This is a genomic window from Pseudoduganella umbonata (assembly GCF_014192225.1).
GTDB lineage: Bacteria > Pseudomonadota > Gammaproteobacteria > Burkholderiales > Burkholderiaceae_D > Rugamonas > Rugamonas umbonata.
The window spans coordinates 1,180,927-1,202,427 of record NZ_JACHXS010000001.1 but is presented as its reverse complement, the minus strand read 5'-3'; the positions used below and the strand labels follow the sequence as shown (position 1 = coordinate 1,202,427).

The window sequence follows — 21,501 nt, the reverse complement described above, 5'->3', positions numbered from 1 at the left end:
CATGGCAGAGTATGTGAACCCGGTTTACCCGGCCACCTTCGCGGACCCGTTCGTGCTGCGGCACGGCGGCTTTTACTATGCCTACGGCACCGCGCCCGGCAACGCCGACGGGCGCGCGTTTCCCGTGCTGCGCTCGCCGGACCTGGTGCACTGGGAACCGCTCGGCCATGCGCTGGTGCCGCCGGGCGGCACCGATTTCTGGGCACCGGAAGTGGCGTGGCATGACGGCACGTTTTATATGTATTACTCGGCACAGGGCATCGACGGACGGGACCACCAGCTGCGCGTGGCCACCAGCACCGATCCGGCCGGGCCGTTCGTCGATGCCGGCGTGGTCCTGGTCCCCGACCAGCCGTTCTCGATCGACGCCCACCCGTTCAAGGATGACGACGGCCAGTGGTACCTGTTCTACTGCGTCGATTTCCTCGAGCTGGAGGACGATCACCGGGTCGGCACCGGCATCGTGGTGGACCGGATGACCGACATGAAAACACTGGAAGGCAGGCCGCGCATGGTGCACCGGCCGCACGAGGACTGGCACCTGTTCCTGAACCAGCGCACGATGTACGGCAAGGTCTACGACTGGCACACGGTGGAGGGGGCCGCGGTGCTGAAGCACGATGGTCGCTACTACTGTTTCTACAGCGGCGGGGCGTGGGAAAAGGACAACTATGGCGTCAGCTGGGTCGTGGCCGACCATCCGCTGGGCCCGTACCGGCGGCCGGAGGAGGGCGGACGGGCCCTGTTGATGAGTACCCTGCAGGGCCAGCTGATCGGCCCCGGGCATAATTCCTTCGTGGCGTCGCCGGCAGGCGGCGAGACGTGGATCGTGTACCACGCCTGGGGGCCGGATCGCACCGGGCGGCGCATGTGCATCGACCGGCTGCGCTGGGACGATGGCCGCCCGGCCACGGACGGGCCGACCGCGTCGCCGCGGCCCGCCCCCGTCTGAGTTGCGGCCGTCTGACAGGACGCGGTGGACGCGTCCTTAGAAATCGCGCCGTTCGCCCGGCATCGCCAGCACGCGCTTGATCACGGCGGGCTTGATGCGCTTGCGGGTGAGGAACATGTGCGCGTCCTTCAGTCCGGTGGACTGCTGCAGCAGCAGCGCGCGATTGATGATCAGTTCGGTTTCAATGTCGGTGCGGGAATATGCGCGGCGGACCTTGTACATCGTGTTTCTCCTTCGGTAATGGCATGTTACGTAATGTGATCTGACATGTTTATCGTAAGGCGTCGGCCGCTGCCGTACCGTGCGCTAGTTCACGTAAGGCAACCATGGCTGCGATGCGACACATCGCGGCAAAAATCTGTCCAGGGCATTGCTCAGAAGAAAAAAATGCTGCAATATGGCAGCTATTCCGACGCCCCGAGCATCCGTTGACCCTGTCGCGACCGCGACGAAGGCGCGCCGTGCCCGGTGATGCGATCCGTTCTGGAGCCCCCGATGAAACCCGATTCACCCGAAGTGCTGGCACACGTGATGTCCGACGAGGAAGCACTGAACTACAACCCGAACCGCCTGCTCGATGCGCTGATCGACATCATGCACCTGAAGAACGATGCGGCGCTGGCCCGCGCGCTGGAAGTGGCGCCGCCCGTGATCAGCAAGATCCGGCACCAGAAGCTGCCGGTCGGCGCGTCGCTGCTGATCCGCATGCACGAAGTCAGCGAGCTGTCGATCCGCGACCTGCGCTACCTGATGGGCGACCGCCGCCGCAAGTTTCGCATCAGCCCGACGCACTTCAAGCCGGACGCCAGCGCCGCCTGATTTGCGGCCGGAGCCGCGTTCCGGTTCCGGGGCGCGTTCGATTGGATCGACAGCCAGGGTCCGGCCTTGCCGCTGCGTGATCGCCACCGCCCGATTCGCCCTCGATCCCACGGCTGGCTTGGCATGCCGCTCGGGAACGGTGGCCCTGCATTCCCGCCCAGGACGGCGGCGAACAGGAATGCCGGGTTTTCTTCCGACTGCGTTATTGCGCTCGCCGGAACTCCACTACCCATACCCACGGATTCCTGTCCCAGCTGCCGGCGCCGTTGATGCTTTCCCAGATGTGCCGGTAGTGCTCAAGCGACGTCGCGCTGTGCTCATGGCCTGGGATCGATCCGTGCCCTGGCGTACCCTCGGCGCGCGCATCTGCTTCACTGCAATCGTTCAGCCGCTCCACCCGCACGCTGACAACCTCCAGCAGGATCCGGCAGGCCGCGCGCGGCATGAACAGGCTAGACTTCCACTTGATCTCGTCGGCGGCCGGCAGATTGTTGAAGCCGGCCGGTACGCACGCCGGGTAGTCCGCGCGATACACGGTGAATTCCGGGTCCAGGCCCGCCGGCTGCGCCCAGGTTTCCTTCACCCACAGCCGGTCACCGCGCTTTCCGTAAGGACAGGCGAGCGCATATTCCATGTTGTCCACGATCGGGCGTTCGCCGTCCTCGCTACGGTACGGCCACCAGCCGCCGCCGTGATCGAGCAGCACGAAGGCATCGTCGCGGCGGTGCGGCTTGACCACGCGCCGGGTCTGCGTCTTGGTGCCGGCCAGCAGCGCGCGTACCATCGCCGCGGAAAAGAGGATGGGGCGTTCTTTGATCCGATTCGATGCGTCAATGGGATTCATGGTACTTCGTGACCGCATGCTGACGTGGTGGGAAGCAGGCTTGCAGCCCGCATTCTCCAATGGAATATAAAGCACTGTATATTAGGCACAGTTAATAAGAAAGCCATGCGGTATCGGGCTTGTGTGATATCCCTGCCTGCATACCGGTGCATGATGGCCATGGTCGCTGGTACGGACCACGACATGGCGGCATCCGACAGAACACGAATGGAGGAAAAAGCATGACAGCGACCGGGGCCCACAGCCATTTCACCCACTACCGCATCTGCGATGCGTCGGCCGCCGTACCGCTGGGCGACAAGGAATTCATCGCGGCGGACGACGAATCGAACGTGCTGCACGTGTATCGCTACGACGAAGGACCGCCGGTGCGCGAATGCGACCTCACGGACCTGCTCGATACGCCGGACGGCGGCGAGGCCGACATCGAAGGGGCGGCCGAACTAGATGGCAGGATCTGGTGGATCACGTCGCATGGCTGCGACCGGAAAGGGCGGTCCAGCGCGACACGGCGCCAGCTGTTCGCCACCGATCCGCAGGGGCAGCCCGTCGGCAAGCCGTACCGGCGCTTGCTGGAAGACCTGGCGGAGCATCCGCTGCTGGCTCACTTCGAGCTGGACAAGGCGGCGCGCAAGGCGCCGAAGGATCCGGGCGGGCTGTGCATCGAAGGCCTTGCCGCCACGCCGGGCGGCGGCCTGCTGATCGGCTTCCGCAATCCGATTCCCCATGGCTGGGCGCTGCTGGTGCCGCTGGCCGATCCGGCGGCGCTGCTGGACGGCGGCCGCGCCACGCTGGGTGCGCCGATCCTGCTGGACCTGGCCGGCCACGGCATTCGCGCCATCGAGTGGTATGAAGACGCCTGGTATATCGCCGCCGGTCCGCCGGCCGGCGGCGACGACTATGCGCTGTACCGCTGGTCCGGCCGCGCCGGCGATCAGCCCGTGCAGCTCGACGTGCCGGGCCTCGCGGGCCTGCATCCGGAAGCGCTGTTCTTCGATGCGCACGGCACGCTGCATGTGCTGTCCGACGACGGCAAGGCCCAGCCGGGCGGGCGCAAATGCAAGGATCTGCCCGTGGAAGAACGCACGTTCCGCCGCTTGTCGGTACCCCGGCCGGAGTGGGACGACCGCCGGGGCGCGTAGCGCCTGCAGGGGTGCGCAGCCCGCGGCAGCCGGGCAAGGTGTTGTTTTTTTGTAACGCCCAGCGGATCCGCCCGTCCGCTGGAATACCGTGATTTTTGCGCCCATGGCTGGCCGCAGCATCGCCTGCATGCGGGTTTCACAGCGATTTTGCCGCTATCTCACAGCGAACGCGCAGCTATCTCCAAACGGCATACCAATTGCCTAAAAAGTCATAGTTAAATGACAAATCGGCCCATGTAGTATCGATAATGGTAACGTTGCCACATGCGCCGCCGGCGACCGTGGGCAGCATTGCCGCGACCGGCCCGAACGGCCGGCGCAGAGTTCGAACAACATGGAGACCATAACAATGCAACGACATCGCATGCGCAAGACCGTCCTGGCGGCCCTGATCGCCGAAATACTGATCCCCATCTCCGCCTTTGCGCAGCAGGCGGGGGATCCCGCCGCGACAGCCCCGGCGGAAAATGCGGCCACGGTCGTGGTCAGCGGCATTCGCGCTTCGCTCAGTTCTTCCTTGAATACCAAGCGCATGCAGGATGGCGTGGTGGATGCAGTATCGGCCGAGGACGCCGGCAAGTTCCCCGACACGAATATCGCCGAATCGCTGCAACGCGTGACCGGCGTGCAGATCCAGCGTAACAATGGCGAAGGCCGCTATATCTCGGTGCGCGGGCTGGGGCCGGAGTTCAACAATGTACTGGTCAACGGCCGCACGTTGACCAGCGATACGGGCGGACGGGAGTTCTCGTTCGACCTGCTGTCGTCCGACCTGATTTCCAAGGTACTGGTGTATAAAACCTCGCAGCCGTTCCTGCCCGAAGGCGGCATCGGCTCGACCGTGGATGTCCAGACGGCGCGGCCGCTGTCGGGAAAGACGGGGCATTCGTCCGTCATCAATGTCTCGCATGCGTATGACGACAATTCGAAGGAGCACACGCCCAACCTGGCCGGCATGTACACCTTCGCCAACGAGGCCCGTACGTTCGGCGTGACCGCTTCGGCGTCGTACACGGACCGCGCGTCGAAGCAGAACAAGGCCGTGACCGACGACTGGCATTACCGCGACGTGACGATGATCAACGGCGACCTGAATTCGCGCGGCCTGACGATGGCCGACGTGACGACCAGGCGGCTGTACATGCCGCAGAGCTTCGGCTTCCAGGTCGAGGACGAATCGCGCAAGCGGCTGGTCGGCAATCTGACCATGCAATACAACCCTTCGCGCGACTGGAAACTGTCGGCCGATGCGCTGTATTCGCGGCTCGACCAGCGCAACAAGGTGATTGCCTTCAGCGACTGGAACAACCCGGTGCAGGTGGGCGTGCAGTACGACGAGAACGACCAGGTGACGTCTTTCCTGCGGCCGGGTGCCAATTTCTATGCGAACAATCCGGCGCTGGTCGGCGAAGGGCGCCCGCTCACCGAAGCCAATTCGAACGACATGATCGTCAAGGGCGGCGACCGGCTGTCGGAAACCAAGGCCTTCGGCCTGAACTCGAAGTGGCAGCTGGCGCCGGACTGGAAACTGGAAGGCGATCTTTCCACGTCGCGCACCACGTCCGAATCGCCGGACCAGTGGGTGGTGGCCGGCATGGTGCCGAGGAACGGCGATGTGCTGACGTTCGGCGCGGCGCCCACCGTGACCTTCGGCGACAACATCGCCGATCCCACCGCGGTGAAGGCGCACGCCGTGTCGAACGGCCAGGTCGGCAACTCCGACAAGCTGCATGAAGGGCGCCTGAACCTGTCGTGGAACCGCGAGAACGGGCCTTTCAAGGGCATCGACACGGGCGTGTCGTACTCGCAGCGCGAGGTGGGCCGCCACGAATACGAAGCCGATTCCTGGAATGCGTTCAGCGGCTACCACCTGGCGCTGCCGGCGTCGCTGTTCACCGTGACGCCGATGGACGACTTCTTCGGCAGCGGCGGCCAGGTACCGCCGGCGTTCCTGCGCTTCGACCCGAACGAATACATCGCTTACCTGAACCAGCCGTCGCTGCTGGGACAGTCGAACGACCCGGCGCTGTATGGCGACAAGTCGCGGTATCCGAACGGGCCGATGGCGATCAACTATGCGGCGCCGGCGTCGCAGTGGGGCGTGCGCGAAAAAGTGTCCAGCATCTTCCTCGACACCAAATGGGAAGGCGAGCGCTGGTCGGCCAACGCCGGGGTGCGCGTGGTGCACGTGAAATCGCGTTCGACCGGCTTCAGCCGCGAACTGCTGTCGGCGACCAAGAGCCCGAACGACACGACGTACATCCTGAACTGGGGCCCGCGGGTGGCCACCAGCGTGGACAACAGCTATAACAGCTACCTGCCTTCGGCCAATATCAAATTCGACGTGACCAAGGACATGCTGCTGCGGCTGGCCGCGTCGAAGACGGAAACCCGCCCGACGCTGTCGCAGATGGGCGTCGACAACTGGTACGGCGGCCGCTTCGGCGACGTGCAGACCGGCGGCGGCAATCCCTACCTGAACCCGATGCAGTCGAAGAACCTCGACCTGTCGTACGAGTGGTACCTGTCGAAGACGAACTACGTCAGCGCGGCGGTGTTCTACAAGAAGGTGTCCGACTTCCTGGAAACGCGGCTGGTCGACATGCGCATTCCCCAGTACGACGAAGTGGTGCACGACAGCCGCGTGCGCAACGGGCAGAAGGGCAAGATCAAGGGCGTCGAGATCGCCGGCCAGTATGCGTTCGACGATGCCATCCCCTGGCTGCGCGGCTTCGGCGTGTCCGCCAACTACACCTATGTCGATGCGTCGGCGGAGCGCGATGGCGATGCGGCGGCGCTGGTGTGCGGCTATCCGGGCCTGTCGAAACAGTCGTACAATGGCTCGGTGTTCTACGAGAACGGCAGCTTCCAGGCCCGCGCCAGCTACAACTGGCGCAATCACTTCTCGATCAACTGCGGCGGCGGCAGCACGCAGCCGCGCAACCGCTCCGCGTACGGCCAGACCGATGCCAGCCTGCGCTACAACATCACGGACACGGTCGCCATCTATGCCGACGCGATCAACCTGTCGAACCAGCAGGCGCGCGAGTATGCCAGCAACGAAAGCCAGTTCCTGATGCTGGAAGACGTGGGGCGCCGCGTCAACGTGGGCGTGCGCGTGGCCTTCTAGGGCACTGCAAGGGAATGCGAAAGGGGCGCCGCGGCGCCCCTTTTTTTACCTTACGCCATTCCGGTCAGCGACCCTGCTTGCCCAGCACCGAATGGTGGCGCGAATAGCCGAAGTAGATGACCAGGCCGATCGCCAGCCAGATGCCGAACGCCAGCCAGGTGTGCCACGACAGGTAGGCCATCAGCGTGACGCAGAAAGCCACGGCCAGCAGCGGAATCACCGGCACGCCGGGACAGCGGAATGCGCGGTGCAGGTCGGGGCGCTGCTTGCGCAGGATGATCACGGCGATGGACACCAGCGAGAACGCGGCCAGCGTGCCGATGTTGATCAGTTCGGCCAGCACGTTCAGCGGTATCAGCGCGGCCAGCAGGCCGAACACGATGCCGACGATCCACGTGGCCAGCCAGGGCGTGCCGTGCTTCGGGTGGATCGACGACAGGCGCTTGGGCAGCAGGCCGTCGCGCGACATCGCGAAGATGATGCGCGTCTGGCCGTACGACATCACGAGGATCACGGTGGTCATGCCGAGGATCGCACCCAGGTCGACGAAGCGGGCCACCCAGTTCTCGCCCGCGTATTTCAGCGCCAGCGAGACGGGGTGGTCGACGCCGGCGAACTGCTGGAACGGCACGATGCCGGTCATGATCGCCGACACGACGACGTACAGGATCGTGCAGACGGCCAGCGAGCCGATGATGCCGATCGGCAGGTCGCGCTCGGGGCGCTTGACTTCCTCGGCGGCGGACGTGACCGCATCGAAGCCGATGAATGCGAAGAATACGAGCGCGGCGGCGGACAGCACGCCGGTATGCCCGAACGGCATGAACGGCTGCCAGTTGACCGGTTTCACGTGGCCCACGCCGACGGCGATGAACAGCAGCACGACGCCGACCTTGATGGCCACCATCACGTTGTTCATGCGTGCCGACTCGCGGATGCCCAGCGACAGCATGAATGCAAGCACGATCATGATGACGAAGGCGGGCAGGTTGAAATACGTGGCCGCGCCGGGCACGGCGCCGGGCGCCGCGGTCAGCGCGGTGGGCAGGCCGAAGCCATAGCTGGCCAGCAGCGACTGCAGGTAGCCGGACCAGCCGACCGCGACGGCCGACGCGGCCAGGCCGTATTCCAGCATCAGGTCCCAGCCGATCATCCAGGCGACCAGTTCGCCCAGCGTGGCATAGCTGTAGGTATAGATCGAGCCGGCGACCGGCACGGTGGAAGCGAATTCCGCGTAGCACAGCGCGGCGAAGCCGCAGGCGAGGGCGGCGATGACGAAGGAGAGCGTGAGCGCAGGGCCCGCGGTCAGGGCGCCGGTACCGGTCAGCACGAAGATGCCGGTGCCGACGATGGCGCCGATGCCCATCAGGACGAGGTCGAAGGGGCCCAGGACTTTCTTCAACCCGCCGGGCTTACGACTGGCCGCGACCATGTCGTCAAGGTTTTTGGTTCTGAAAATGCTCACTGCTTCTCCAATTTTGTTGAGATTGTCTCCGGCGCCGCGCGTTGCCGGGTAGGCCCGCAGCGGTCTGTCGCTGTTTGCACAGCGGCAAGCCCGGCCGGGCTTGCCCGCCGGCATACTAGCATACGGGGAGAAGCGTGAAAATGTGTTAACGATCGCGTCCGGCAGGGCGCCGGGGGCGGAGAAGATCAGGGGCCGGGACGGCATCCCGGCAGGCCGAAGCGCGGAGATCGGCGTTGCGGATCGGTGCCGCGATGGGTGTTCCGGTTGTCGCTCCGATTGCAGTTCCGGTTGTAGCGCCGGTTATTGCTCCGATTGCAGCTCCGGTTGTTGCTCCGGTTATTGCTCCGGTTATTGCTACAGGCGATGCCGGCCGGTGCCCCGCTGGGCACCGGATCCATGCAGCGGATTAATGCAGGAAGCGACCGCGGCTGTCGATGTAGCGGCTCGTTTCAGCCATCTTGTCCAGGCGCGCCTGGACCAGCCGGTGCCACGCGTCGACCCACTTCGAAGCCAGCATGCTTTCCTCGGCCGAGCTCGCGTAGAGCGTGCGTTCGACCGCGCGTTGTTGGCGTTGCAGGGCGTAGGAAACTTTGAAGATGCTGTTCATGGGCGCTTTCATCATTCGGTGGCTGGCACGATTGCCGTTGAAATGTATTTTCCGGCTTTCGGCCCCGTTTGAATGTGCGCCATTTCACGTAGGACTGAGATTACACCGCCTGATGTCCGAATACTACATGGTGTCCTACAGTAGTCCGACTCTCAAAAGCATGGCTCAACCATAAAGTGAAGGAAATGACAACGAAACAAAAACATCAAATAAAACTTCGCCGAGGACACGACCATGTTTAAGACCACGCATAACACCACCACCGCCCTGCCAGCCTCGATGATCAACGCAGCCCTGACCGGCAGCGCTGCAGCCACTGCGGCCACCGCTTCGAAGGCGCCACGCGGCAAGCTCGCACAGCAGGGCATCAGCGTCACCGGTGTACAGCAGAACGAACTGCTGCGCGCGCTGCCGATGGACGAGCTGGAACGGCTGATCCCGGACCTGGAACTGGTGGCGATGCCGGTCGGTAAACACCTGTACGACTTTGGCGAGAAAATCGAATACAGCTATTTCCCCACGACGGCCATCGTCTCGATGCAATATGTCAACGAGGAGGGCGTCACGACGGAGATCGCCGTGGTCGGCCGCGAAGGCGTGGCCGGCGTGGCGATGTACAAGGGAGAACGTGCCAGCAACACGGCGGTGGTACAGGCCGCCGGTTATGGCTACCGGCTGCGCACCGACGCGCTGCGTGCCCACTTCGCAGAGGGCGGCATGCTAGCGCAGCAACTGATGCGCTACACCAGCTGCCTGTTCGCGCAACTGGCCCAGAACGTCGTCAGCAGCCGCCACAGCAGCATCGAACAGAAACTGTGCCGCTGGCTGCTCGAGCGCCTGGACCGTTCGCCATCCAATGAGCTGAAGGTGACCCAGGAGCTCATCGCCAACCTGCTGGGCGTGCGCCGCGAATCCATTACCGCCGCAGCCGGCAAGCTGTCTGGCGACGGCCTGATCCAGTGCCGCCGCGGCATGGTGGTGGTGCTGGACCGTGCGGGACTGGAACGTTGCGCCGGCGCCTGCTACTTCGCGGCCCGCGCCACCGCGGCCCAGGCGATGCACGGCAGCCACTGACGAGCCGTCCTTCGACCTGTCGGGTCGAAGTATCCGGTCGTACTATCCGGTCGATTCAGACTTCATCGGGGCGGATGCTGCCCCGGCCGGCCTCTTTCGCCAGGTACATCTGGCGGTCCGCTTCACGCAGCAGTTCGCCGGGCGCCTGCGCAGTGCCTGCGCCATGGAGCGCGATGCCGATGCTGGCGCCCACCTGCACGGTTTCCTTCACGGTGCCGGTCACCGCTACCGGCTGGGCAAGCGCGGCAATCAGCTTTGCCGCGACAGTGCGCGCCTGCGCCATCGTGTAGGGCTGCCCTTCCAGCACGACGATGAATTCGTCGCCCGCCAGCCGCACCACGCTGTCATTCTGCCGTACGGATGCGCGCAGCCGGCGGCCCACTTCGCACAGCAAGGCGTCGCCGGCGTCGTGTCCCAGCCGGTCGTTGACGGCCTTGAAGCCGTCCAGGTCGATGAACAGCAAGGCGAAGCCGATGCCGTGCCGCTGCGAACGCGACTGTGCCTGCGGCAGCAACTCTTCCAGCGCGCGCCGGTTCAGCAAGCCGGTCAGCGGATCGTGGCGGATGTCGTGCTCGCGCCGGGCCTCGGCCGCCTTGCGGGCCGAGATATCGTGCAGGAATGCGGAAAACGTCCGCCGTCCGTCGATGTCGTTGGCGTGGATGCGGATCTCCACCGTCAGCTGGCTGCCATCCTTGCGCCGGGCCGGCAATTCGAGCCGCTTGCCGAGGACCCGCGCGACGCCGGTGGCCAGGTAGCGTGCCAGCCCCTGGGCGTGCCGGTCGCGAAAGTCGGCGGGAATGATCAGTTCCTCCAAAGGCTTGCCGTCCGCTTCCGCGGCGGTCCAGCCGAACGTGTGTTCGGCCTGACGGTTCCACGCGCTGACGCGGCCTTGTTCATCGAGGCCGATGTAGGCGTCGTTGGCATACTCGAGGATGCTCGACAGTTCCGCTTCGCGGGTGCGCAGCGCGGCTTCGGCCTGCTGCTGGCGGCCGATCGCTTCGGTCAGGTGGCGGTTGGCGTCGACCAGGGCGCGGGTACGGTCGTCGACCCGCGCTTCCAGCTGGGCATGCAGGGCGGCCAGTTCGTGCTCGGCCTGCTTGCGCGCCCCGATATCGATCACGGCGACGATGAAATATTCCGGTTTGCCGGCGTCGTCGCGCTTCAGGCTGACATTGGTGTGCACCCATGCCGCGCTGCCGTCATGCCGGAGATAGCGCTTCTGCCGCTCGAACTGCGTGATGTTGCCGGCTAACAGGTCACGCACCAGTGCCACGTCGTCGGCCACGTCGTCCGGGTGCGTGATCTGGCGGAACGTGAGGCGGCGGAACTGTTCTTCGGTGTAGCCGAGGATCGCGCAGGCCGCGGAATTGACCGTCAGCCATTCGCCGCTGCCGGCATCGATCAGGGCGATGCCGAAGCTGGCCAGCTCGAAGATCGAGCGCAGCCGCGCTTCCGTGCTGCGGATCGCGGCATCGGCCACCTGCAGGTGGTCGCGTGCGCGGGCCAGCAGTTCGCGCCGATGCACTTCGTCGGCCACGATGACGGCCAGGTCCTGGAATGCCGCGAGTTCGTCGGCCGCCAGCTCGCGGGGCCGGGTGTCCAGCGCACACAGCGTGCCGATCGCATGGCCATCCAGCGAACGGATCGGCACGCCCGCGTAGAAGCGTACCTGCATGTCGCCGCGCACCAGCGGGTTGTCGGCAAAGCGCGAATCCCGGGTGGCGTCGTTAACCACCAGCGGCTCGCGCTGCTCGATCGCATGACTGCAGAAAGAGATGGCGCGGGGCGTTTCCGGCACGTCGATGCCAACCCGCGACTTGAACCACTGGCGATCGCGGTCGACCAGCGAGAACAGCGTGACGGGCACGCCCAGCAGGCGGCTGGCCAGCCGCGTGACGCGGTCGAACACGGGTTCCGGTGCCGTATCGAGCAGTTGCAGCGCATACAGCAAGGCGATCCTGCCGGCTTCGTCCGTGACGGCGGCGGTGGCTGGGGAAGTGGATGACGGGATCGACGCGCTCATGCTGCATTGTAGCGGCTGTATGACGAACCGAGTGGCGCGCACGTCGTGCCGGCGGGGAGCGAACAACGGGGCAAAGGAGGTGGCAACACGGCGGTGGAATCAAGGGGCAAACAAGGAGGGTCAAGCAAGGCGGGGAAAACAGGCGGGGAAAACAGGCGGGGAAAACAGGTGGGGAAAACAGGTGGGGAAAGCAGGCGGGGAAACGAGGCGGGCAGATAAGGTACGACAAATGCTGCCGGCAAATAACGCGGAGGCGCCCGCCAAGGTGGCGGTGCGCAAGCGGGCAGGGCGCCGCCGACCGTCCGTTCTGTCAGTTCTGGAATGCGGTCCCGTCCCGGGTGGCAGCAGCGCCGCGGCGTGGCCGTTGCCCGGCGGCTGGTCCCGCCAGGACGCGCAGGATCGTTTCCGGCGGCACGCCGTGTTGCGCCAGGTAGGCCCAGGCCAGCGCGGCGCCCCGTTCCGCGTCGTACCGGATTGCCTGGTCGACCACGGCCGCCAGCGCCGGATTGCTGCGCCGTTCGTCGGACGTCCCGCTTCGGCTGCTTTCCCGTCTGTCCAGAGTCATGCGTGTCCTCCGCTGCTATCAGTTAGATAGCATCCGCTGTTGCAAACCGCAAGTCAAGCTGGCGCATGTAGTTTTTGTAGCTGTCGCGTTAGCCGATCCGTTGCCCCATGCCCGATAGCGCCGCTCGAACCCGGCGATCGGGCAGCCCCTTCGGGCAGGTCTGTCCCGAGCACGCGGCGCTTCAGCGGTATCGGCGCTGATTCCCCGTTGCCGGGAGCGGCACCGGGCCGGGAACATTGCGGAAAAGCTACAAGTTGTTTCGTGATTGCCTTTAAAGAATTTTTGGTGCAATATATCAACCGTCCGCCGCCCCTAATTTCCTGCCGTGCGGATCGAGTTCCCTTCCGCGCATCCGCGGGGACGCCACTCCTGGCGCATCTCACGACCACCGGTAACGATTCCGACGCACCCGCTCAGGGGCCATCGCGTTCGTACCGGCCGACAGGCCCCAACGGGCTGTGAACTGCAAATTCTGGAGAACGTTATGACGACTTTTGGCAGCGCTGCAAGCGCAAGCACGAACTTGAACAACAACATGGGCGCGAGCGCACACACGGAAGAAGACGTGCTGCGCACCTATGATCCGAACCGCCTGCTCGATCACCTGATCGACCGGCTCGACCTGAAGAACGACGCGGCGCTGGCCCGCACGCTGGACGTTGCGCCGCCCGTGATCAGCAAGATCCGCCACTACCGCCTGGCGATCGGCGCCTCGCTGCTGATACGCATGCATGAAGTTTCCGACATCGCGATCGGCGACCTGCGCATCCTGATGGGCGATCGCCGCAGCAAGTTCCGCGTGGCGTTTTCGCAGAACGACGTGCCGGACATGAGCCTGCGCGCCGCCTGACAAGAGTGATGCGGCATGGCAACATCCGCATGCTTTCGGCACTTTCTGGCGCGCTGCCGCGCCGCCGGGTTACCCTCCTGGGTTACACTGGCGGCGGCGCCTCCCGTCCGTATCGGACGGCCTGGCCGATCTTTCCGCGAACCCGCGCCCCCGGTTCCTGAGTCTTTGCGAAGTATCCCGATCAGGAATTTCCGATGTCCCGTCACATGGGCAGCGTGCGGCCTTCCACGCAGCCATCCCCGCCTTCCCCGATCCGTCCGCCGATTCTCGCGCGGCTGCTGACGCGTCGCCGCCTGGGCAGCTGGCTGGCCCTGTGGCTGGCCGTGTCCGTGCTGCTCTCGACCACCGTGCTGGTACTGCTGATCGGCCACCTGGCGACGGGCGCGCTGAAACAGTCGATCGCCGTGGCCCTGACCGAGCGGGCGCGCTATGCCGCGCAGCAGCTCGACGGCACGATGTTCGAACGCTATCGCGAAGTGCAGTTCCTGGCGTCGCGTCCCGAGTTCACCAGGCCCGACATGGCCGCCGCCGACAGGCGCCGCGCGGCCGAGGGCCTGCAGAGCAGCTATCCGCTCTATGCATGGATCGGCATGGCCGGCCTGGACGGCAAGGTGCTGGCTGCCACCGGGGGACTGCTGCAAGGCGTTGACGTGGCGAAGCGGCCGTGGTTTTCCGGCGCGCTGGCGGGCCGGCACGTGCATGACGTGCACGACGCGAAGCTGCTGGCGAAGCTGCTGCCGCGCGAGGAGGGCGGTCCGCCCCGTTTCGTCGACGTGGCCTTTCCCGTGCGCGGCGACGACGGGCGCGTGCACGGCGTGTTGGCCGCGCACCTGAACTGGCGCTGGGCCGAGGCGATGCGGCTGCAGATCGACGCGGCCGGCGGCAGCGATGGCGAGACCTTGATCGTGGGCCGCGACGGCAAGGTGCTGGCCGGCCCGGGCGCCGTGACGGGCACCGTGGTGGATACCGCGGTGCTGGAGGCGGCGCGCCGCGGCCGCTACGACCATGCCGAAGAGCGCTGGGCCGACGGCCGCGATTACCTCGTTGGCGGGGCCGCAACGCATGGCCTTGGCGGCTACCCCGGGCTGGGCTGGACCGTGCTGACGCGCCAGGAGACGCGGGCCGCCTATGCCGAAGTGCGCGCGCTGCAGGTGCGCGTGGCGATGGTCGGGCTTGCCGTGGCGCTGGCTTTCTCGCTGATCGGCTGGCGCGTTTCGCGCCGCATCACGCGGCCCCTGCAAAAGGCGGCCGCGCTGGCGGCGGCGATCGAGGAAGGCAGCAGCCACGCGATCTCGGTGCCGCACGGCAGTTTCACGGAACTGGCGGCGCTGACCGGTGCCGTCAACACCAGCCTGTCGCGGCTGAAGGACAAGGAACGCCAGCTGACCCAGGTGAATGCCGAGCTGGAGGAACGCGTGGCGCAGCGCACGCGGGATGTCGCGCAATCGCTGGAAACCGTGCGCCACAACGAGGCGCGCATCCGCGCCATCCTGGAAACGGCGCACGACGCGTTCATCGGCATGGACAGCGCGGGCCGCATCACCGACTGGAATCCGCGCGCCGAACAGCTGTTCGGCTGGGCGCGCGAAGAAGTGCTGGGCCTGCTGCTGCACGACGTGGCGGTGCCGCGGGCATCGCGGGCCGCCCACGCCGCGGGGCTTGCGCGCTTCCTGGCGGGTGGCGACAGCCGCGTGGTGGGCAAGCGAATCGAGGTCACGGCGCTGCGCCGCGACGGCGGCGAATTCCCGGTTGCCATGACGATCGGGCTGATCGACGTCAATGGCAGCCGCTCGTTCGGCGCGTTCCTGGACGATATCTCCGAGCGCCGCCGCATCGAACGCGAGCTGGCCGACAGCGAGCGGTTCCTGCGCACGGTTGCCGACAACAGTCCCGCCCTGATCGCCTACCTGGACCGGGACGAGGTCTATCGGTTTGCCAATCGCCGCTTCGAAACGCTGCTGGGCGTCGATCCGGTGCACATGATCGGCAAGCGGCTGGGCGACCTTGTCGGGCCGCAGATCTATGGCACGCTGCGCGGCTACATCGACACCGTGCTGTCCGGGCAGGCGGTGCATTTCGAAACCGAGTTCGCGATGCCCGGCTGGCCCGGCTACTTCATGGCCGACTACATTCCCAGCATCGGCACCGATGGCGCGGTGCAGGGTTTCCACGTGATGGCGATGGATATCACCGACCGCAAGATGGCCGAGCTGGCCCAGGCCCGCAACGAGCGGCTGGCGCAGGCCGCCAGCCGGGCCAAGAGCGAATTCGTGGCCAATGTCAGCCATGAGATCCGCACGCCCCTGAACGCCGTGCTGGGCCTGGCGCACCTGCTCGACAATTCCGCCCTGGCGCCGCAGCAGCGCGAATACGTGAACATGATCCAGTCGTGCGGCAAGACGCTGGTGGGCGTCATCGACGACGTGCTGGACTTTTCCAAGATCGAGGCGGGCCGTGTCGACATCGCCGCGCTGCCGTTCGAGATGGGCGAGATCGTCGAGGCGGCGGCAACGGCGATGCGGGCCAGCGCCAAGCCGCTGGAACTGGTGGTCGACGTCGAGCCGGACCTGCCCGCGGCCTTCATCGGCGACGCGGTGCGGCTGCAGCAGGTGCTGCTGAACCTGGTCGGCAACGCGCTCAAGTTCACCGCGCAGGGGCAGGTGGTGTTTACCGTTGCGCGGCTGGGCCAGCACGGCAATACGGCCACGGTGCGCTTCGCGGTGCGCGATACCGGCATCGGCATCGACCCGGAACAGCAGACCCGCCTGTTCACGCCGTTCGAACAGGCCGACGCCGGCATCTCGCGCCGTTTCGGCGGCACCGGCCTGGGTTTGACGATCGCGCGCCAGCTGACCGAACTGATGGGCGGACGCATCGAGCTGTCCAGCGTGCCGGGCGAGGGCAGCGAATTCTCGGTCACGCTGCCGCTGACCTGCGCGCCGCCGCCTGCCCGGCTGGATGTGCAGGCTGACCTGCAGCCCAACCCGCGGGCCGGCGCGGAACCGGCCGCCGCAGCGCTGCGCCTGCTGGTCGTGGAGCCGCGGCGGGCCAGCCGCGCCAGCCTTGCCCGCGCGATCGAAACACTCGGCTGGACGGCCGGCTGGGCGGAATCGGCCACCCAGGCGGTCGCCGCGGCCGACCTGCCGGTCGATGCCGTGCTGGTCGACGGCGACGCTGCGCTGGTGGCCCAGTTGCGCCGTGCGCTGGCTGCGCGCTGGCCGGGCCGCGCGGTGGCCTTCATGCAACTGGCCGGCGGCGGCGCGCCGGGCAGCCCGGTACCGGATACGGTGCCGCTGGTGCGCCCGGTGACTGCGCAAAGCCTGCGTTCCGCGCTGGCGGGCGTGGTGGCGGCCGCGCCGCGGGACGTGCCGGCGCTAACGCCGGCGGTACCGGACCGGGCCGCCGAGCTGGCTGGCGTGCGCGTGCTGCTCGTGGAGGATAATGTGGTCAACCAGCTGGTGGCGAAGGGGATACTCGAACCGGCCGGGGCGATCGTGACCACGGCCGCCGACGGGCAGCAGGCGGTCGACCTGTTCACGACCCGGCGCGGCGATGGCCGGGGTGACTTCGACATCGTGCTGATGGATGTGCAGATGCCGGTGATGGATGGCTACACGGCCACGCGGATCCTGCGCACCCGGCTCGGCTTGCAATTGCCGATCCTGGCGATGAGTGCCGGCGTGACCGCCGCCGAGCGCGAACAGTGCCTGGCAGTGGGGATGAACGACTTCATTCCAAAACCGATCGATGTGGAGCAGATGATGGCGCGTATCCAGGAACACCTGCGGCAGGTCCGACCCGCCGCGCAAGCGGAGGCGCCGCCGGCGCAGCGCTTCGACGTCGGCCGCCTGGCCGCGCTGTCGGCCCGCAACCCTGCGCAATTGCAGTCGCTGGTTGCGCTGGTGGCGCGGATGACGCGTGAAGCGCCCGCCGAGCTGGAGCGCGCACGCGACGGCTGGCAGGGTGGCGACGCCCTGGCTGCCGCGCGCATCCTGCACGCGCTGCGCGGTTCTGTCGGCAGCCTGGGCGCGCGCAGGTTCGCCGCCGTGACCGTGGAGCTGGAAGCAGCATTGCGCGAAGGGCGGCAGGACGATGCGGCGCGGCTGTTCGACAGCGCCGGCAGTGAACTGGGCGGCACGACGGAAGCGGCACGCAACTGGCTTGCAGCGCAGCAGCAACCCGACGTGCCGGCGCCCGCGCCGGACGCCGTGCGCCGCTGGGTCAGGCTGCTGCGCGAGCGCGACCTGGATGCCGCCACCGTGTATGAAACGCTGCGCGGCCCGCTGGCGGCGCGGCTCGACGCCGGGCAGCAGGGCGCCGTGGCGGCCGCGATGGCCGCGCTCGACTTCGACGGCGTGCTGGCCGTACTGCCCGCAACCCTGAAGGAAAGCCCATGACCGCTGCCGCGTTGCCCAAGCCGCCCAATACGATCCTGATCATCGACGATAATCCCGATACGATCCGGCTGCTGTCGGCCATGGTGCGCGAGCAGGGCCGCGTGCTGTTCGCCACCAGCGGGGCCGCGGGGCTCGAACTGGCACGGATGCAACGGCCGCAACTGATCCTGCTGGACGTGGAAATGCAGGGAATGGACGGTTTCGCGGTCAACGAGCAGATCCGCGAGGACCCGGACCTGCGCAGCAGCGCGGTGATCTTCGTGACGGCGCAATCGTCGCCGGAAGCGGAAATCGCCTGCCTCGACGCCGGCGCCGTCGATTTCATCCCGAAGCCGCTGAACGCGGCCGTGGTGCAGGCGCGCGTGCGCAACCACCTGCGGCTGCAGTCGGCACTTGCCGCACTGGACGACCTGGCCAACCAGGATGGACTGACCGGCCTGTACAACCGCCGCTATTTCGACCGCCAGTTTGCCGCCGAGTTCGCCCGGCACCGGCGCCACCAGCTGCCGCTGGGCGTCGTGCTGGTCGATGTCGACGACTTCAAGCTGTTCAACGATCGCTACGGCCACCAGCGGGGTGACGCCTGCCTGCGCGAGGTGAGCGAAGCGCTGCAGGACGGCGCGCGCCGTCCCGGCGAGCTGGCGGCCCGCTATGGTGGCGAGGAATTCGTCGTGCTGTTGCCGAATGTCACCCCGGCCACGCTGCTCCAGTACGGCGACTGGCTGTGCCGCCGGATCGCCGCGCTCGGCATATCGCATCCGTCCGCGTCGGCCGCGCCCCACGTGACCGCCAGCATCGGGCTATGCGCGCGGATTCCCACCGAGGGCGACAGTGCGGCGGCAATGCTGCATGCCGCCGACATGGCGCTGTACAGCGCCAAGCGCGCCGGCCGGAACCGCAGCGTGCTGGCCGGCGACACCTTACCGGAGATGATGACCGGCTGACGCGCCGGCGCGCGTGGCCTCAGGCAACGGCCTGCGCGGCCTTGCGCTGCTTGCTCCAGTAGCCGGCGCACAGGACCAGCAGCCACACGGGAATCATGTACACCGAAACGCGCAGGCCGGGCGTCAGGTACATCACGACCAGCACGCCGCCCAGGAATGCCAGGCACAGCCAGTTGGCCAGCGGCGCCAGCGGGCTGGGGAAGCCCGTGACCAGGCCCAGTGCGCGCTTGGCGGCGCGGAAGCGCAGGTGGATCCAGCTGATCATGCCCCAGTTGATGATCAGCGCCGAGACGACCAGGCCCATCAGCAGTTCAAACGCCTTGCCCGGCATGAAGTAGTTGACGCTCACGCACACGGCGGTGGCCAGGGCCGACACGCCCAGCGCGGCCAGCGGCACGCCGCGCGCGTTCACCTTCAGCAGCGAGCGGGGCGCATTGCCCTGCAGCGCCAGGCCGTACAGCATGCGGCTGTTGCAGTACACGCAGCTGTTGTAAACCGACAGCGCGGCCGTCAGCACGACCGCGTTCAGCGCGTGCGCCACGGCTTTCGCGTCGAGCGCCTGGAAGATCAGCACGAACGGCGAACCGCCTTCGACCACCTTTTGCCATGGATACAGCGACAGCAGCACGCCGAGCGCGCCGATATAGAAGATCAGGATCCGGTAGATGGCCTGGTTGGTGGCCTTCGGGATGGTGCGCGACGGATCGTCCGCCTCGGCCGCCGTGATGCCGACCAGTTCCAGCCCGCCGAACGAGAACATGATCACGGCCATCGCCATCACCAGCCCGGCCACGCCGTTCGGGAAGAAGCCGCCGTGTTGCCACAGGTTGGCCACCGTCGCTTCCGGCCCGGCGCTGCCGGACGCCAGCAGCCACAGGCCGAAGCCGATCATGCCGACGATGGCCAGCACCTTGATGATGGCGAACCAGAATTCCATCTCGCCGAACGCCTTGACGTTGGTAATGCTGATCGCGTTGATGATGACGAAGAACCCCAGCGCCGACACCCAGGTGGGGATTTCCGGCCACCAGTACTGCACGTAGATGCCGACGGCGGACAGCTCGGCCATGCTGACGAGCACATACAGCACCCAGTAGTTCCAGCCCGACAGGAAGCCGGCCAGCGGGCCGCAGTATTTGTCGGCAAAGAAGCTGAACGACCCGGCCACGGGTTCGTCGACCACCATCTCGCCCAGCTGGCGCATGATCAGGAAGGCGACGACGCCGGCGATCGCATAGCCGAGCAGCACCGACGGGCCGGCCATGCGGATGGTTTGCGCAATGCCGAGGAACAGCCCGGTACCGATCGCGCCGCCCAGCGCGATCAGCTGGATGTGCCGGCTTTTCAGCCCGCGCTTCAGGCCGGGGCCATTGTCGATGTCTGCTGCCATGGTTTCCGCCGATCGTGTTCAAAGAGCACGATTCTATCGCATTGGCAACATGTGGAATAGGAAGGTGAAGCAGGAAGGCGAAAGCGCCGGTGCGTGAGAAGCGCGAGGGGCGGGAAATGCCGCGCTCAGTGATCCGCCTAGTGAATCGCTCAGTGAACCGCTCAGTGAACCGATACTGCGCGCCAGCGCGACGGCGGCATGCCGACCAGCCGTGCGAACGCGCGCGTAAACGCCGCTTCCGATTCGTAGCCCACCTCGAAGGCGATGGTGGCCACTGGTACCTGGCCCTGGCGCAGCAGCGTGGCCGCCACTTCCATGCGCCAGCGCGCCAGGTAGCGCGCGGGCGACACGCCCAGCAGGCGCACGAAGCGCTCGCAGAATGCCGAGCGCGACAGCGCGGCGGCCGTGGCCAGCCGGGCCACGTTCCACGGATGGCCCGGATCGGCATGGATCAGCGCCAGCGCACGGCCCACCTGGCGGTCGCGCAGGGCGGCCAGCCAGCCGGTGGCGTGTTCGGGCAGGCTGCCGGCGTGGCGGCGCACGGCGTCGATGAACATGGTTTCGCTGATGCGTTCGGCCAGCGCGCCACCGCCGGGACCGGCGCCGGGCCCGCTCACGCCGCAGGCGGCCTGCAGCATGGCGTGGCGCAGCCACGCGCCGTCGCCGTCCGCCGGCACGTGCAGCAGCCGCGGCAACGCTTCCAGCAGCGGGTTGAACGGGCCGTGGTCGCAGCCGAGGAAGCCGCAGACGATGTCGCTGTGGCCGTCGGGCCGGCGTGCCGCGTCGCCCCAGGCCAGGGCGGCGCCGTCGATCGCCAGCGGCAGGGGTTTCGGCAGATCGTGGGTGGCGCGCATCCAGTCCATCGAGAACGGCAGTGGCGGCACGCCCGGCGCGCTGGCCATCACGTGCGCATCGCCCTGCGGGAACATGACGATGTCGCCGGGTGCCAGCCGCACCGGCGGCTGGCCGGCCAGCGACGCCCAGGCGGTCCCTTCGATCAGCACGTGGTATTCGATCACGCGGCCGGCGCCGGGCACGACCATTGCGGCAAGCTCGGCCGAGGCGGGCGCCTCGACGGCCCATTCCGGCCCCACGGTCACCGCGTAGAACACGGCGCCGCGCAGGCGCACGGTGCGCAGCACATCGGACAGCGTGTCGACCGCCATGCCTGCCTCCCCGCCCGGATCGCCATATTGCGGACGTTTGGTCAAGCATGAACGACGGCCGGACAAGCGTCAAGCAGCGCAGGCTGGCAATAATGGCAAGGCCTCGAGGGCATCCGCCGCGCGGCATCCATCC

The 21,501-nt window shown here is 66.8% G+C and carries 16 protein-coding genes; 8 read left to right on the top strand and 8 right to left on the bottom strand.

Features of this window, described 5'->3' with window-relative positions:
* Position 1: 1 nt before the first annotated feature.
* The gene (locus FHS02_RS04940; protein ID WP_137313067.1) at positions 2 to 952 is read left to right on the top strand and encodes a glycoside hydrolase family 43 protein; all 951 of its coding nucleotides are present in this window, start codon (positions 2 to 4) and stop codon (positions 950 to 952) included.
* Positions 953 to 988: 36 nt separating this feature from the next.
* On the opposite strand, the gene FHS02_RS04935 is transcribed toward FHS02_RS04940, so the two are convergent.
* The gene (locus FHS02_RS04935; RefSeq protein WP_137313066.1) at positions 989 to 1,174 is read right to left on the bottom strand and encodes a hypothetical protein; all 186 of its coding nucleotides are present in this window, start codon (positions 1,172 to 1,174) and stop codon (positions 989 to 991) included.
* Positions 1,175 to 1,447: 273 nt separating this feature from the next.
* Here FHS02_RS04935 and FHS02_RS04930 point away from each other — a divergent pair, with 273 nt between their 5' ends.
* On the top strand, positions 1,448 to 1,771 hold the full coding sequence (locus tag FHS02_RS04930; RefSeq protein ID WP_229422552.1) for a hypothetical protein: 324 nt from the start codon (positions 1,448 to 1,450) through the stop codon (positions 1,769 to 1,771).
* Between the two features lie 202 nt (positions 1,772 to 1,973).
* On the opposite strand, the gene FHS02_RS04925 is transcribed toward FHS02_RS04930, so the two are convergent.
* Positions 1,974 to 2,588: an ASCH domain-containing protein gene (locus FHS02_RS04925; RefSeq protein WP_137317309.1), complete on the bottom strand. Its 615-nt coding sequence runs from the start codon at positions 2,586 to 2,588 to the stop codon at positions 1,974 to 1,976.
* Positions 2,589 to 2,836: 248 nt separating this feature from the next.
* Between FHS02_RS04925 and FHS02_RS04920 the strand changes: the two genes are divergently transcribed.
* Complete coding sequence (locus FHS02_RS04920) at positions 2,837 to 3,757, top strand: DUF3616 domain-containing protein (RefSeq protein ID WP_137313065.1); 921 nt, start codon at positions 2,837 to 2,839, stop codon at positions 3,755 to 3,757.
* A gap of 364 nt (positions 3,758 to 4,121) precedes the next feature.
* On the top strand, positions 4,122 to 6,887 hold the full coding sequence (locus tag FHS02_RS04915) for a TonB-dependent receptor (protein WP_229422551.1): 2,766 nt from the start codon (positions 4,122 to 4,124) through the stop codon (positions 6,885 to 6,887).
* Positions 6,888 to 6,951: 64 nt separating this feature from the next.
* On the opposite strand, the gene bcaP is transcribed toward FHS02_RS04915, so the two are convergent.
* The gene (gene bcaP, locus FHS02_RS04910) at positions 6,952 to 8,352 is read right to left on the bottom strand and encodes a branched-chain amino acid transporter BcaP (protein WP_137313063.1); all 1,401 of its coding nucleotides are present in this window, start codon (positions 8,350 to 8,352) and stop codon (positions 6,952 to 6,954) included.
* Between the two features lie 406 nt (positions 8,353 to 8,758).
* Positions 8,759 to 8,959 (bottom strand): hypothetical protein, encoded by a 201-nt coding sequence (locus FHS02_RS04905; RefSeq protein WP_229422550.1) that lies wholly within the window; start codon positions 8,957 to 8,959, stop codon positions 8,759 to 8,761.
* A 234-nt stretch (positions 8,960 to 9,193) separates the two neighbouring features.
* On the opposite strand from FHS02_RS04905, the gene FHS02_RS04900 reads away from it, so the two are divergent.
* The gene (locus FHS02_RS04900) at positions 9,194 to 10,033 is read left to right on the top strand and encodes a Crp/Fnr family transcriptional regulator (RefSeq protein ID WP_371861456.1); all 840 of its coding nucleotides are present in this window, start codon (positions 9,194 to 9,196) and stop codon (positions 10,031 to 10,033) included.
* Between the two features lie 55 nt (positions 10,034 to 10,088).
* Here FHS02_RS04900 and FHS02_RS04895 read toward each other — a convergent pair whose 3' ends face one another.
* On the bottom strand, positions 10,089 to 12,056 hold the full coding sequence (locus FHS02_RS04895) for a PAS domain S-box protein (RefSeq protein ID WP_137313061.1): 1,968 nt from the start codon (positions 12,054 to 12,056) through the stop codon (positions 10,089 to 10,091).
* A 310-nt stretch (positions 12,057 to 12,366) separates the two neighbouring features.
* Entirely contained in the window at positions 12,367 to 12,621 is a 255-nt protein-coding gene (locus FHS02_RS04890) for a hypothetical protein (RefSeq protein ID WP_137313060.1), read from the bottom strand.
* 535 nt (positions 12,622 to 13,156) lie between these two features.
* Here FHS02_RS04890 and FHS02_RS04885 point away from each other — a divergent pair.
* The 3 genes from FHS02_RS04885 to FHS02_RS04875 all read left to right on the top strand — a co-directional run bounded on the left by FHS02_RS04885 (position 13,157) and on the right by FHS02_RS04875 (position 18,812).
* Positions 13,157 to 13,471 (top strand): hypothetical protein, encoded by a 315-nt coding sequence (locus FHS02_RS04885; RefSeq protein WP_137317307.1) that lies wholly within the window; start codon positions 13,157 to 13,159, stop codon positions 13,469 to 13,471.
* Positions 13,472 to 13,665: 194 nt separating this feature from the next.
* Positions 13,666 to 17,868 carry a PAS domain S-box protein gene (locus tag FHS02_RS04880; protein ID WP_137313059.1) on the top strand — a complete coding sequence of 1,401 codons (4,203 nt, stop codon included), beginning with the start codon at positions 13,666 to 13,668 and terminating at the stop codon, positions 17,866 to 17,868.
* Positions 17,865 to 18,812, top strand: coding sequence for a diguanylate cyclase domain-containing protein (locus tag FHS02_RS04875; RefSeq protein WP_137313058.1), 948 nt, complete (start codon positions 17,865 to 17,867; stop codon positions 18,810 to 18,812). The genes FHS02_RS04880 and FHS02_RS04875 overlap by 4 nt, the downstream gene beginning before the upstream one ends.
* A gap of 19 nt (positions 18,813 to 18,831) precedes the next feature.
* Here the strand turns inward: FHS02_RS04875 and FHS02_RS04870 are convergent, their stop codons facing one another.
* Complete coding sequence (locus FHS02_RS04870; RefSeq protein ID WP_137313057.1) at positions 18,832 to 20,202, bottom strand: amino acid permease; 1,371 nt, start codon at positions 20,200 to 20,202, stop codon at positions 18,832 to 18,834.
* A gap of 161 nt (positions 20,203 to 20,363) precedes the next feature.
* Entirely contained in the window at positions 20,364 to 21,368 is a 1,005-nt protein-coding gene (locus FHS02_RS04865) for an AraC family transcriptional regulator (RefSeq protein ID WP_137313056.1), read from the bottom strand.
* Between the last annotated feature and the right edge of the window lie 133 nt (positions 21,369 to 21,501).